At 41.9% G+C, this 12,780-nt stretch carries 12 protein-coding genes; 6 read left to right on the top strand and 6 right to left on the bottom strand.

The window, feature by feature from the left end; genetic code table 11:
* Positions 1 to 205 precede the first annotated feature (205 nt).
* From FTD44_RS15965 to FTD44_RS15940, 6 genes are read right to left on the bottom strand one after another with little or no spacing between them, the layout of a single operon-like run.
* A complete protein-coding gene (locus tag FTD44_RS15965; protein WP_222167381.1) occupies positions 206 to 784 on the bottom strand; it encodes a nucleoside deaminase in 579 nt (192 codons plus the stop codon).
* Positions 785 to 789: 5 nt separating this feature from the next.
* On the bottom strand, positions 790 to 1,590 hold the full coding sequence (locus tag FTD44_RS15960) for a class I SAM-dependent methyltransferase (protein WP_222167380.1): 801 nt from the start codon (positions 1,588 to 1,590) through the stop codon (positions 790 to 792).
* Positions 1,580 to 3,010 carry a B12-binding domain-containing radical SAM protein gene (locus tag FTD44_RS15955; RefSeq protein WP_222167379.1) on the bottom strand — a complete coding sequence of 477 codons (1,431 nt, stop codon included), beginning with the start codon at positions 3,008 to 3,010 and terminating at the stop codon, positions 1,580 to 1,582. Before FTD44_RS15955 ends, FTD44_RS15960 begins: the two co-directional genes overlap by 11 nt.
* Positions 3,007 to 3,894, bottom strand: a complete 888-nt coding sequence (locus FTD44_RS15950; RefSeq protein ID WP_222167378.1) for a hypothetical protein — start codon at positions 3,892 to 3,894, stop codon at positions 3,007 to 3,009. Before FTD44_RS15950 ends, FTD44_RS15955 begins: the two co-directional genes overlap by 4 nt.
* Positions 3,882 to 4,532, bottom strand: coding sequence for a sugar transferase (locus FTD44_RS15945; RefSeq protein WP_222167377.1), 651 nt, complete (start codon positions 4,530 to 4,532; stop codon positions 3,882 to 3,884). The genes FTD44_RS15950 and FTD44_RS15945 overlap by 13 nt, the downstream gene beginning before the upstream one ends.
* Before the next feature lie 50 nt (positions 4,533 to 4,582).
* On the bottom strand, positions 4,583 to 5,833 hold the full coding sequence (locus tag FTD44_RS15940; protein ID WP_222167376.1) for an O-antigen ligase family protein: 1,251 nt from the start codon (positions 5,831 to 5,833) through the stop codon (positions 4,583 to 4,585).
* A 133-nt stretch (positions 5,834 to 5,966) separates the two neighbouring features.
* Between FTD44_RS15940 and FTD44_RS15935 the strand changes: the two genes are divergently transcribed.
* The 6 genes from FTD44_RS15935 to FTD44_RS15910 all read left to right on the top strand — a co-directional run bounded on the left by FTD44_RS15935 (position 5,967) and on the right by FTD44_RS15910 (position 12,601).
* Positions 5,967 to 6,863: a hypothetical protein gene (locus FTD44_RS15935; RefSeq protein ID WP_222167375.1), complete on the top strand. Its 897-nt coding sequence runs from the start codon at positions 5,967 to 5,969 to the stop codon at positions 6,861 to 6,863.
* The gene (locus tag FTD44_RS15930; protein ID WP_222167374.1) at positions 6,850 to 8,301 is read left to right on the top strand and encodes a lipopolysaccharide biosynthesis protein; all 1,452 of its coding nucleotides are present in this window, start codon (positions 6,850 to 6,852) and stop codon (positions 8,299 to 8,301) included. The genes FTD44_RS15935 and FTD44_RS15930 overlap by 14 nt, the downstream gene beginning before the upstream one ends.
* Entirely contained in the window at positions 8,298 to 9,542 is a 1,245-nt protein-coding gene (locus tag FTD44_RS15925; RefSeq protein WP_222167373.1) for an O-antigen ligase family protein, read from the top strand. Before FTD44_RS15930 ends, FTD44_RS15925 begins: the two co-directional genes overlap by 4 nt.
* Complete coding sequence (locus tag FTD44_RS15920) at positions 9,514 to 10,599, top strand: glycosyltransferase family 4 protein (protein WP_222167372.1); 1,086 nt, start codon at positions 9,514 to 9,516, stop codon at positions 10,597 to 10,599. The genes FTD44_RS15925 and FTD44_RS15920 overlap by 29 nt, the downstream gene beginning before the upstream one ends.
* Positions 10,596 to 11,690 carry a glycosyltransferase gene (locus FTD44_RS15915; protein ID WP_222167371.1) on the top strand — a complete coding sequence of 365 codons (1,095 nt, stop codon included), beginning with the start codon at positions 10,596 to 10,598 and terminating at the stop codon, positions 11,688 to 11,690. Before FTD44_RS15920 ends, FTD44_RS15915 begins: the two co-directional genes overlap by 4 nt.
* A 98-nt stretch (positions 11,691 to 11,788) precedes the next feature.
* Positions 11,789 to 12,601: a class I SAM-dependent methyltransferase gene (locus FTD44_RS15910; RefSeq protein ID WP_222167370.1), complete on the top strand. Its 813-nt coding sequence runs from the start codon at positions 11,789 to 11,791 to the stop codon at positions 12,599 to 12,601.
* Positions 12,602 to 12,780: the final 179 nt, after the last annotated feature.

Here is a 12,780-nt window from a genome sequence, read left to right as displayed (position 1 = left end):
TAGAACCATTTAAAATCCTAAACAAATCTTTTTACTATTTTACACCTAATACATCTGATCACTTTTTATCATAACACAATACCAGCATACATTACAGACCACACATATTCTTTAAAATATAAGTAAAGAAGCAAGAAAAGGGAGGGAAATAGGCAAAAAAAGGCTCCGCTATATGCGGAGCCCGATATCTTATGCTGCAGAATGTCTACGGAAAAGGATATTGTAAGGAGTCAAATGCAGGATGCAGCTTAAATAAATCGTACTGAAACCGCGGATTGGTCCCTAATGCACTCTTACAATTGTACTTCCATTCTCCCTTAAGCTGCTTCCAGCGATCTGCATTACTTTTGGGAAGTATGGAAACGATGTGACTGATACCCGCTTCTACAGCGGCTCCCCGGCACATGAGACAGGGTTCAAATGTTGTGATGAGAGTCAATTCTTCTTTATGCAACTGCCGGAACTGATCAAGCCCGATCTGTTTTGTGGCCTCATTCAGTGCATTCAACTCGGCATGGTTACAAATAGCGCCCTGACTATATACCGTATTATGCCCTACCCCGATCACCTTGCCTCTATATATAATACAAGCCGCCACCGGTACATCATTTGTGCTTAATGCTTCCCGGGCCAGGCTGTCGAGCAATTGAGTATAGGCAGATACATCTTCCTTAGGTTTTATCCGGCTCCAGTTGGGCAGCAAAAGATTAAACACTATAAACAGCAAACTGCCTATGGTAGTACATACCAGGTAAATATACAGCAGTATTCTACGGCTTTTCATCTGTTTTATTTGAGTTGTAAAGTGATCATATACTGGTCACAACACCAGGTAAACGGGAATACACGTGCGATATTTCGATCTATACGCTGCAATACGGAAAACCAGCGTGGGTAACGTTCTACAAAGTTTTCGATAAACGGTGGGGGTACTGTTATACAGATACCTTTCAGCGAAAGCACTTTAAAATCCGGTTTCAATGTCCGGATCACGTAGGATGGGTTGTAGTACCAGGTTTTGAAATGCACCCCTTCGATATGGGCCATGGTACCGTTCTTTTTAAATCGCCTGAAAGCGGTTTTCCACTTACCTTTCAGCACCATAATATTTTCCCAGGGACAGATCCTGGGCATGATTACCAGGCTTACTTTCCCTCCGGGATTCAATAGTGGCCCAAAGCTCTGCAACACTTTATCCAGTTGCGCCGTACAATTCAGTCCGCTAAAGTTGGAATAAATATGATCGAATTTTCGGGGTTGCAAAGTTTCTAACTGTTCAAAGTCGCATCGCTGTACTTCTATACGGTCTTGCAGCTGCAGTGTATTCACTTTGTGTCTTAACTGCTGCAACATGCCTTCGGCATTGTCTATGGCAAATATTTTATAGCCCTGCTCTGCAAAGTAAACAGTGTCCATACCTGTACCACAATTGAGCTCAAGTATATGTGCATCTTTCTTCAAGGTACGCAACAGCTCTGTTCTGAACTCCTGACGCATATACTCCGACAGCAGATTTTCACGATAAATGGTATCAAAAACGATCGATTGCTGGCTAAAGGCTTCACTTACATTTTCTGTATTAGTCGGCATAGTTGGCCCGTTTCATTAAGTGTTGGTAATACTTTTTCTGCAAAGCGTATCTGATCATTCGGGGGTACTTCATCAAAGAAGCAAGGCTTTCACTCCGGGCTTGTTCCAGCCGGAAGAAGCTGTGTGTATAGCGATGCAGCTTGCGGTAATATGCTTTAGAGAAAGTCTGCTGGTACATCAGCTCCAGATCATCTGAATGTTCCCAGTTAGATTTGGTGCTTAATTGCGATTTAACCCTTTCGTAAAACACGGTTCCCGGCAAAGGATAGGAAACCGATATACCGATATCATCCGGCATAGTTTCTGCAAGCAGGTTCAATGTAAGATCAATATCTTCTTTAGTCTCTTCTGGATAACCGAACTGCAGAAAGAAGGCTGCTTTGATATGATGCTTCTTCAGCAATGCCCTGGCTTGCCTGATCTGTACGACTGTAGTGCCTTTATCCATTGCGTCCAGCACTTTCTGGGAGCCGCTTTCTGCCCCCATCCATATTTCTGCACAACCGGATGCTGCCAGATCCTGCACATAATTTTCCTGAACTAACAAATCGGCCCTGGACTGTATTTTAAATGGCATACTGATTCCGGCCTCCCGGATCTGCGTAGCAAATTCGGCAACCCAACTTCTTTTTAACCCGAAAATATCATCGGCGAACCAGATATGATCCATATGAAAAAGCTCCAGTAACAGCTTAATCTCGGACACTACATGCTGTGGACTACGCATATGATAGGTATTGCCATAAATAGGTTTGGCACACCAATTACATTTATAAGGGCAGCCGCGTGTGGTGGCCATATTGATGGAAAAATAGCCGTGGTGCTGCTGCCATACTTTTTTATAAGGCGCAATATCTACCAAATCCCAGGCGGGTAAGGGCAACTCATCCAGTTGCCTGTGTACTGGTCTGGACAGTGTTTTGGTAATGCTGCCATCTGTGCTTTTATATACAATTCCCTTAACCAGATGCAGGTCTGTATTACCTTCCCGGTACTGCTGCAGCAATTCGAGCAACGTAAATTCGGCTTCTCCTGTAATAACCACATCGGCCTTTTCCTGCAAATATTCGGTGGCGTGATCTGTTGCATCTGAGCTGGAGACGATTACTTTACATCCAAACCGATGTGCAATATCCTGCATCTGCATCGCTGCACGCTTCATATTGCTCAGGCACATTTTGGTCAGGTAGTTAAATCCATCGTCATACAACACGACAACATCCGGTACAAAAGACTCCAACACGGACGTCAGCTCCTTCGGATCTCTGACAAACATGGTATCGAACAAATGCACATCAAAACCATGCTGGCGCAATAATGCTGCCGCCAGAATCGTGCCCAGGGGCGGATATGGCTGCGCATGTGCGACCTGTTTGGGATCTAAATGCTGAAAATAGGAATGTGTAAAGAGTACTTTCAATGTTTATCTATTAGTTCTAAAATCCGTTTCTGATAATTTTTCGGATGATTTTTGGATACATTTTCTGTGGTCTTGAAACACAGATCATATTCATCTTCCGGGAAGTTCTTCTTCCGCCACTTTTTACGCCATTTATTATCGGTAAGCCGCATCAGGAAAAGGTTCAGGGGTTGTAACCATTTATTCTTTACCCTCTGAAAAAGTTTTTCGTATACTTTGACAAATGAATCTTCCGGTACGTTCAGGGATATTTTATGAATATTGCTCAGATCATTTTTGAGCAGGAAATACGTAAATAAATTGGGGTTGTTGAGCGGGATCAATGTTGCCAGCTCTATCTGGGTAAACATATTTTTCTCTTCAAGCTCCAAATGATGCGCATCAATAAAATAGTTCATACAAAACCAATGCTGCAAACCGAACAAAAAGGTGCACTTTTTAAACAGGTGCAATATCGTTCTGCAGATCCACAAGGTATTGGGCGCCGTGATAATGAAAAAATCGAAATCGGTATTTGCCTTTGCATGGCCCTTTGAAAGCGAACCGGAAATACCCACAAATTTCACAAAAGGAAATAAGGATATGAAATTACCTACCCGTCTTGCCCGGGGCAGTAACTGCTGCGCCCGCGCTGCGCATATCTCCCGTTCCTTTATACAATCTGCGCTGCATTTCATGCCATAATAATACAGTCCGGACTGCAGTACCAAACCGGCATCTCTCATATCGCCCAGTACAAGTGCCATTGCCTCCAGGTTAAGATCGCCCGAATAGAAATAAAACACTTCTTCTAATGTCAAAGGAAAATTGAAAATAGCAAAGTATTGTATGATACGGTGTATATCATTCGTTTCCGTCTCCGTATTTAATATCAATGCTTCCATAGGGACTTAAACAATTCTGTAATTAGAAAAATAATGGATCTGAATATAATTTTCACATCACCCGTCAGCGAGGACGCATTGACATACATTAAATCTATAGTGGTTCTTTCTCTGATCTCCTCTTCATTTTTGATCCACCCCTTGTAGCCTTCTGCCTGTGCCAGCCCAGTTATACCCGGACGCACCTGGTATCGCCGGTTAAAGTAAACGACCTGTCGGCTAAATGTCTCGTCGTCCTGTATGGAATAAGGTCTCGGACCGACTACACTCATATCTCCGATCAGTACGTTGAATAACTGTGGTAATTCGTCCAGTCCGGAGTTGCGCAGTATAGCCCCTACCCTGGTAACATTCAATACTAATTGTCCTTCCTGGTCAAGGCAGCCTTTCATCGTTCTGAATTTTAAACAATTAAATACCCGCTGGCCATAACCGACTCTTTTTTGAATGAAGAAGACAGGACCACCGCTATCTATATATATACATAAAGCAATGAAAGGAATAATAACCGGAAATAAAAAAAGGATAATGGAGAGTGAAAAAAGGATATCGACGAAGCGCTTAATCATGCTTTTCCATCCGGAAATAAAATTATCTTTCCGTTCAAAATCACGCTCAAAGCTGATAGGTAAGTGCATTCTGGTAATAATTGTATAGTAGTGTTATCAAATTTAACAAATTTTCCAGACTAAGAAGACAGCTGTTTGGAATTTAAAGTTGGCGCCTGCCTGATACCCAATGATATAAACAATAAAAAGAGCATAAGTCCTGTCTGTACCTCCAGCCAGGTATCTGTAAGTGCCCCAATGCTGAATATAAACAGGATGGCCGCAAACCATTTTGCCGTTGACCGTAATGCAAATATCCAGGCAATGCCCAAAAGGAGCAGGTATATGCATAAACCCAGCAAGCCCATCTGTACCCATACTTGTATATACTGGTTATGAAACCCATATTCCAGGTATCCCTTATCCGATGTTCCATTACCGGTATACATACCACTTTGGGTAATTTTCTGCTGCAGCAAAACTTCTGCATCTCCCGTGCCTACTCCCAGCCAAAATGCATGATGCTCCTGGATGATCTCTTTGGAAAACCGGACATATACCAGCCGCATACTTAAACCATCAAAGTATTCCTCTGTTTTGTATTGGTGGGCCAATACCCGTTCTGTATTGAATTTGGTGATATCGGCAAAGCGATTTTTAAGCGGATTTGATGTTGTAATGATCAGCAATAAGCCAATGATTAATCCCGACAAAAGTATAATCCTGTACCGCATTACTTTAAGAGAGAAAACATATATAAACCCTAAAATGAACAGCAGGAAAAGGAACATCTTTGAAGATAAAAGTAACATACACAGGATAAGAAACAGGCCGATAATATTACGATAGCGCTTACCTAGTGTGCTATGTACCACCAGCACCAAGCTGATGAGGCAAAAACAGGAGGCGGTTATTGCAGATAAGCGCACACCACTGACCAGGTTATGATAAAAGAAGCCATTGACATCGCCACTTATACTGTATTGATATAAAGAGATCAGCAGCGCAACTAACATAGTGACTACCGTTGCACCGATAAAAAGGGTAGAAAGCTGTTGCAATCGTTTCTTTGTGAACACTGGCATGCTCAGGATAATTGCCGGAAGCAGTGGCAGTGCAAGTTTTTTTTCTATGGCAAATGCAGCTGCGGCCTTATCTGTTGAAAACAACCAGCTAACTAAGTAAGATACAAATAATAAACTACAGGCTATAAAAAACGGGTGTGCTGCAAAGGCTCGGACCTTCTCCCGGGTAAATCCATCTGCGATCCAGACCAGGCTTAATAAAATAATCCCAATGCTGCTCAGCTTAGGATGAACGAATAAAGAAACGAGTGTCCCGCAAAGAACAAAGAAATAAAGTGGTTCAATAATCGTTTTTGATAATTTCATCGTGAGTGTACTGGAAACAAATGTACATACTGTAACCTGAATTTTATACAGTACTATCCCGGAAAAAAGCAGTTAACCCGGGCTTGCGTCTGCTCAATAAAATTATATATCTTAGCAAAAATCCCTTATTACAATGAGTAATAAACAAACGGCTCCTACAGATGACGAGTGGCAGTTTACAGACCTCAACCAGATGGTGAAACGGATGGGCGCAGGTTTAGAAAACATAAAACATTGGTTTACAATACAATTAAAGAAAAACTGGCTCGCTATTCTCCTTGTTGCGCTGCTCATCACCGGATGGCAGATATACCGCATCCGTACCTATGTACCGTTTTATGAAAGCCGGGCCTCATTTGTATACCAGGAATTACACAAAAAAACATACGGTGAAATGATCGATCAACTGAACCAACAGGTACAGGAAAGATCTTATACAACTGTAGCCAAATCATTGAATATTCCGGAAAAACAGGCACAACAAATTTTATCGGTCGAGGCATTGAATCTGTATGGTAGTAAACTATCGGAAGATATTACTACCGATAAATCACCTTTTTACATCCGGGTAAAAGTATCGGATAAGAGTGCCTTTGATAGCCTGTCCTCAAAAGTCAGCCTTTACCTGAACAGCAACCCATATTATGTGGCTATGCTGAAACGGAAGCAGACGAGCCTTAAGACAGAAATTGATCAGCTCAACCATGAGCTGCAATTACTGGACTCTATCAAATACCAGTATATCCGCAGCAATGGAGCAATACGTGCTTCCAGTACAGAGCCTTTTAATCCTGTGTTGCTCTTCGATAAATCTATTGACATTTCCAAAGCTATCGCAGAAAAGCAAACTGCCCTGGATCGTACCCAATCGGTAGAATTACTGAATGATTTTATGGTTGCGCAAAACCCTGTGTATCCTGATCAAAAAATGATCCTGCTTAAATCGGTGCTATTGTTTGCTGTAACAACCTTAGCTATAATGTTTTTATCCTCTATCCTCAAGAAAAATGAAGCTATTGCTGAAGAATAAAAACCTGGCCAATAGTTTCTGGAATTTACTGGATATCTTCCTGTACCCTATTGTTTTTTTTGTATCAGTGCCCTTGTTTATCAAACACCTGGGGCCTGAGGCCTTTGGCGTGTGGATGTTACTCAATACAATATTGGTAGGAATGCAGGTATTCAACTTTGGTTTGGGTCCCGGCATTTTAAAAAACATTGCCTGGCAGATTGGCAAAGGAGATCGTGAGGGGCAGATCAATACACTGAACAGCAGCCTGAGTGCATCCATCATGCTCTTCCTGCTGGCAGTACTCATCACGGGTACACTGGCTTTACTCACACTGAAAACAGATTTATTTTCGATAGGGCCGCATATCAAATCTTCCGCAGCGCTATGTATTGCGCTGACGGGTGCTCTGGTAGGTTTCCGATTTATGGAGCAGGTATTTACGAATTTCTGCAAGGCATATGAGAATTTCAGGGCAGCTGCCTTTATCACCATCAGTAACCGCCTGGTGCCCCTGATCGTAAACCTGATACTGCTTTTTTATTATCCCGATATTGCAACATTGGTCATCAGTATGCTGGTCTGTAATGCCCTTACCATATGCTGTTGTTTTCTGTTACTACACCAGCGTTTTACAGGATACCGGTTTAGATTAAAAATACAATTCGGCTCCGAAAGTTCGCGTTTCGCCCTTGTACTATGGCTGCAGTCCTTATGCATGATCTTAATTTTCCAGGCAGATCGTTACCTGATTGTCCAATACTTCGGGCTGGTAACGTTAAGCTATTATGCACTTACGGCAACGATTTTCAATCATCTGCATATGGGCTTTAATGCCCTGCTGGGTTGGGTGGCGCCCAAGTTCACCAAATGGAAAGCGCAGGATATAGAGGTAAAGCACCTGTATATTGCATCCAGGGATAGTGTATTGCTGATTTCGGTAAATGCACTGCTGCTCTTTCATTTCCTGTATCCTTATATATTTCCTGTTATCCTGGGGGTGAAAAGCACGCAGGCCATGACGCCTTATATCAATTACTTTATCATTATGGAGCTTTTTTTAGCACCATCCATTATACCCGCTTATTTCCTGAATGCTTCCGGCCACGAAAAAGGGTATTTGTACTTTCTCATTCTATTTGCATCAGGTACAGTCACACTGATGCTATTAATGTTACATTACTTCAAAACACCTCTGGCTGTTGTATATGCTTTGGTGCTCAGTAATCTTGCGGGCATGATCTTTCAAAACCTCTTTGCAGAAAAACAGTTGTTCTCAAAAGCAGCAATACTGCGTCAACTGGCCGGCTGGATTTTATTGCCGATAGCTGCCTCATTATTTTTATTATATCCAACGCAATGGTGGGGAATATTGTCTTTGATTATCGTATGCCTTTACTCTGTAATCATTATTATTACATCCGGCAGGGCACATGCCACACTTTTGTATAAAGCATGACCGAATCAAAACGACATAGCATCTTTCTAGGTATCGCTACCATCTTCATGTTCTTCAATAGTGCAGGGCTGCCAGATGGGTTACTCTACACTACCCTGCTGGCACCGGTATTTCTGTTATTTTTATTGAATCAGAAAGGCATCAAAACCTATCTCCTATTCTTGCTCGTAACCGGCGCATTAGGTATGGTACATGCTATTACAGGTATTGATGATCCTTTTTCGTATGTCCGGTCTTTTGCCATGCTGCAGGCAGTGGCCATATTTACCATCATTACATACAACGCTTTGCCCGGTCAGCTCGAACAGTCCGGAACCTTTAAGACATTAGCCACGGTAAACCTGCTCCTGTTAGGCATATGCCTGTTGCTACGGTTCATTCCTGGAGGTGCAGACTGGGTTTGGTATACAGTACCAATTAGTCCGGGCGTACCGGTAATACCAAGGTTAAAAATGTTTACCTATGAAGCGTCTTACTACTCTCTGCTCATTACTCCATTAGTACTGTACTATCTATTGAAGTGCTGGTTATGTAAAGCGAAAGTGGGGATACTCTTCCTGAGCCTGATCCTATCTCTGCTCCTGAGTTTTTCCCTTGGGGTTATAGCAGGTATCGTGATCAGTCTGTTACTTATGATTATATTCCGGTTTAATACTGTACACACAAAGTTGCCGGTACGATGGATTCTGATTGCTTCCGTACTGCTGATTATTCTAACCCTGGGCTTATATATTTTCTATCCGCAGAATGCTTTATTTCTGCGCCTGCACAATATCTGGGCCGGTAAAGATACCTCTGCCAGAGGGCGTACCTATGAAGCATTTACGATTGCATGGGAAGTGGCCAAAATGAAAAGCCTGTACTGGGGTACAGGACCGGGGCAACTGAAAAGTCTGGGCAGAGATTATATCATACAATATTATCATTATGCTCATATTCCACAGACGGTACGCATACCTAATGCAGTGGCAGAGACTTTAAGCATTTATGGTATTGCGGGTCTGATTATACGGTTTGGACTTATACTATTCCTGTTTATAAGAACCAGGGTTTGGAACAATTATTATCGTTTATCCCTGTTCATTTTTATGTTTATCTACCAGTTTACCGGTAGTTTTATTTCCAACACAGCAGAATATATGATCTGGGCAATTGCATTCTGTCCGGGTATTTTGCGAGCATTTGAAGTCCCCCCTAAAAAAGAAAAACACGATGAAAGTACTGTTTATCAGCAGGGCTAGCTTATATAAAGTGCCTGGGGGCGATACCATACAAATGGAGCAAACGGCAGCACACTTGCAGCGCTTAGGTGTCAGGGTAGACATCAGACTGGCCGATGATCTGAATATTGACTATGCTCAGTATGATCTGCTGCATACTTTTAATATCATCAGACCGTCAGATATTTTGTTTCACTTGCAAAAGAGCCGGCTCCCATTGGTAGTATCCCCCATCTACCTGGAATATGGTACGGCTTCTAATGAGGCGTACAACCCAATGTTGAAATGGCTGATGAACAGACTAGGTAATCACAGAGGCGAATACCTGAAAAATGTGGGGCGTGCGGTACTCAAAAATGAACATATCCGATCCTGGAAATACTATTACTGGGGTCAGCATAAATCCATAGCATACATTCTGGATCACTGTGCGATGCTGTTACCTAATTCGGAAAATGAATTCAAAAGATTGAAGCGGGATTTTCCCGTTGCGGGTGATTACAGCGTTGTGCCTAATGCAGTGGATCTTGAGCTGTTTCATTTTGAGGAGACCACCCGGGACAGAAATAATACAACGGTGTTATGTGCGGCACGATTCGAGCCCAGGAAAAATCAGCTTAATGTAATCCGTGCGCTGAATCATACAGATTTTGAAGTGACATTTGTAGGTGCACCTGCTCCTAATCATCATCAATACTATCAGCAATGCAAGGCCGAAGCGGCCGATAATATACGCTTTATCGACTTTACCACACAAGATCAGTTAGCGGCATTGTACCGGGAGCATAAAGTGCATATCTTAGCCAGCTGGTTTGAGACGACCGGTTTAAGTTCGCTGGAAGCGGCGGCCTGTGGTTGCAATATCGTCATTACCGATTGTGGAGACACTAAGGATTATTTCGGTACAGAAGCCTATTACTGCATTCCTGACAATCTTCAAAGTATAGCAAATGCTGTCATAGCAGCTGCTGCTGCACCATACCACAAGACATTATTACAACGTATTCAACAGCAATACAGCTGGCAGCATACGGCAAAAGAAACCTTAATCGCTTACCAAAGAGTGCTGAACAAATGAAAATAGCCATATTAGGAAGCCGGGGCATACCCAATGCTTACGGGGGATTTGAACAATATGCCGAGCAACTTTCCCGCTTTTTAGCAGATCGGGGTTGTGAGGTATACGTGTACTGTTCTTCAGCACATCCATATAAAGCATCTAAACTGGGTAAGGTATTTCTAAAACACCAGTACGATCCGGAGTGGCTGGGTACTGCAGGCCAGTTTGTATATGACTACAACTGTATTAGAGATGCCCGGAAAGAAAAGTTTGATATAGTCTATCAGTTAGGATATACAAGTAGTGCCATATTCAATCGTATGATGCCCGCGTCAGCTATACTTATCACCAATATGGATGGTATGGAATGGCAACGCAGTAAGTACAGTCCTATGGTGCAGCGATTCCTTAAATGGTCCGAATCACTCGTTGTTAAAAGAAGCCACTACCTGATTGCCGATGCGATACCCATCCAGGAGTATATCAGGAAACAATATCATGCAGCGGCATATTATTCTGCTTATACAAGCGTCATTCCTGCGCATGCAGATGAATCCTTACTGGAAGCATATTCTTTAGTAAAAAAGCAATACAGTTTATTGATTGCACGCATGGAGCCGGAAAATAATATAGAACCGGTCCTGGAGGCTTATGCAGCAGCAGCACAACAGTATCCATTAATTGTAATAGGCAATACTGATAATCATTTTGGCCGCTACTTACTTAAAAAGTTTGCTACACCCAATATTCGGTTTTTGGGTTCGATTTATGATAAACCAATATTAGATACCTTGAGGCAGTGCTCTGCATTTTACTTTCATGGACATAGCGTGGGTGGTACTAATCCTTCCTTGTTAGAAGCGATGGCCAGCAAATGCAGTATTATTGCCCATGACAATGTGTATAATAGAAGTGTATTGCAAGAGCATGCACTGTTTTTCGCAACAGCTGATGAACTAAAAGACATATTAATCAACATAAATCAGCAGGATCTTTTTTATGAAAGGGCGAATGCACATAATGTAGCAACTATAGAGAAGCAATATTCAGAGGCTGCAGTATTCGAACCCTTATATCATTTTTTTCGATCCGTCTTAAAATCGGAATAAACACTACCCCCACAATATAATTGTCATTGCAAGTGCTTACATTGTTTATCATTTTCGATTACATTTGCATGAACCTAAATATTACGTATCATAGTATAATGAGTCGATTGAAACAAAGTGCAAAATCGCTGATTAAATTTTTCGGCCTGGGACAAGTGGTAGATAAATCAAGATTCTATCTGCAGTACATACAGCAAAAGGAAAATATTAAAGCCTTCAAAGCGGCTCATCCTGATGTTCCCATCCCGGATCCATTCATGATATATGAGACCTTCCGTCTCGACTATCAGCGATACTACGACTCAGGAAAGGCAGATGCCATGCATATTTATGAAGAAGTAAAACCATTTATATCCCTGGAACAAAAAGCTATTCTTGACTGGGGATGTGGTCCGGGTAGAATTATAAGACACTTTCCTGCTATTATTCCGTCCGCTCAGTTCTATGCCAGTGATTATAATAAAGCATATGTTGCCTGGTGTCAGCAAAACTTAAAAGCCATTAACTTTAAGGAAAATCAACTCTCCCCACCTATACCGTTCCCGGATGCCAGTATTGATTTTGCATATGCAATTTCTATATTTACCCATCTATCAGAAGAAAAACACTTTGAATGGATCAATGAAATATACAGACTACTCAAACCCGGTGGTATATTCTACTTTACGGCACATGGAAATATAACCCGGCAGAACCTCCTGGACAATGAGCTGGTACAATATGATAAAGGAGTACTCGTAGAAAGAGGGAATGTAAAAGAAGGCAACAGAATGTTCACTGCCTATCATCCAAAACCATTTATAGAAAAGTTAGTATCCGGAAAATTTGAGATCCTGAAGCATAGAGAAGGCATTGCCAAAAGCTGGGGCCTGGAACAGGATGTATGGATCATACAAAAAATGATTCCATAATCAATCACTAAAGATTAAAAATCGTATCTACTAATACACAATAAGCGCCCTGTTTTCAGGGCGCTTATTGTGTTGTATTGTATTTACTTGTATTGCTAGTTATTATGTTTCTGGTATAGTATTATAGTGTGGTGTAGTATTTATGGTATTGCTTGTATTGCTTGTTGTTTTGTTGTGTG

This window comes from Edaphocola aurantiacus (genome assembly GCF_019797745.1).
Lineage (GTDB): Bacteria > Bacteroidota > Bacteroidia > Chitinophagales > Chitinophagaceae > Edaphocola > Edaphocola aurantiacus.
The sequence above is the reverse complement of the archived record's forward strand: the minus strand, read 5'-3'. Positions and strand labels throughout refer to the sequence as shown.

Excerpts from the sequence above, each read along its gene's own strand:
- FTD44_RS15965 (WP_222167381.1), bottom strand. The coding sequence starts at position 784 with ATGAAAAGCCGTAGAATACTGCTGTATATTTACCTGGTATGTACTACC.
- FTD44_RS15960 (WP_222167380.1), bottom strand. The coding sequence starts at position 1,590 with ATGCCGACTAATACAGAAAATGTAAGTGAAGCCTTTAGCCAGCAATCG.
- FTD44_RS15950 (WP_222167378.1), bottom strand. The coding sequence starts at position 3,894 with ATGGAAGCATTGATATTAAATACGGAGACGGAAACGAATGATATACAC.
- FTD44_RS15945 (WP_222167377.1), bottom strand. The coding sequence starts at position 4,532 with ATGCACTTACCTATCAGCTTTGAGCGTGATTTTGAACGGAAAGATAAT.
- FTD44_RS15940 (WP_222167376.1), bottom strand. The coding sequence starts at position 5,833 with ATGAAATTATCAAAAACGATTATTGAACCACTTTATTTCTTTGTTCTT.
- FTD44_RS15935 (WP_222167375.1), top strand. The coding sequence starts at position 5,967 with ATGAGTAATAAACAAACGGCTCCTACAGATGACGAGTGGCAGTTTACA.
- FTD44_RS15925 (WP_222167373.1), top strand. The coding sequence starts at position 8,298 with ATGACCGAATCAAAACGACATAGCATCTTTCTAGGTATCGCTACCATC.
- FTD44_RS15920 (WP_222167372.1), top strand. The coding sequence starts at position 9,514 with ATGAAAGTACTGTTTATCAGCAGGGCTAGCTTATATAAAGTGCCTGGG.
- FTD44_RS15915 (WP_222167371.1), top strand. The coding sequence starts at position 10,596 with ATGAAAATAGCCATATTAGGAAGCCGGGGCATACCCAATGCTTACGGG.
- FTD44_RS15910 (WP_222167370.1), top strand. The coding sequence starts at position 11,789 with ATGAGTCGATTGAAACAAAGTGCAAAATCGCTGATTAAATTTTTCGGC.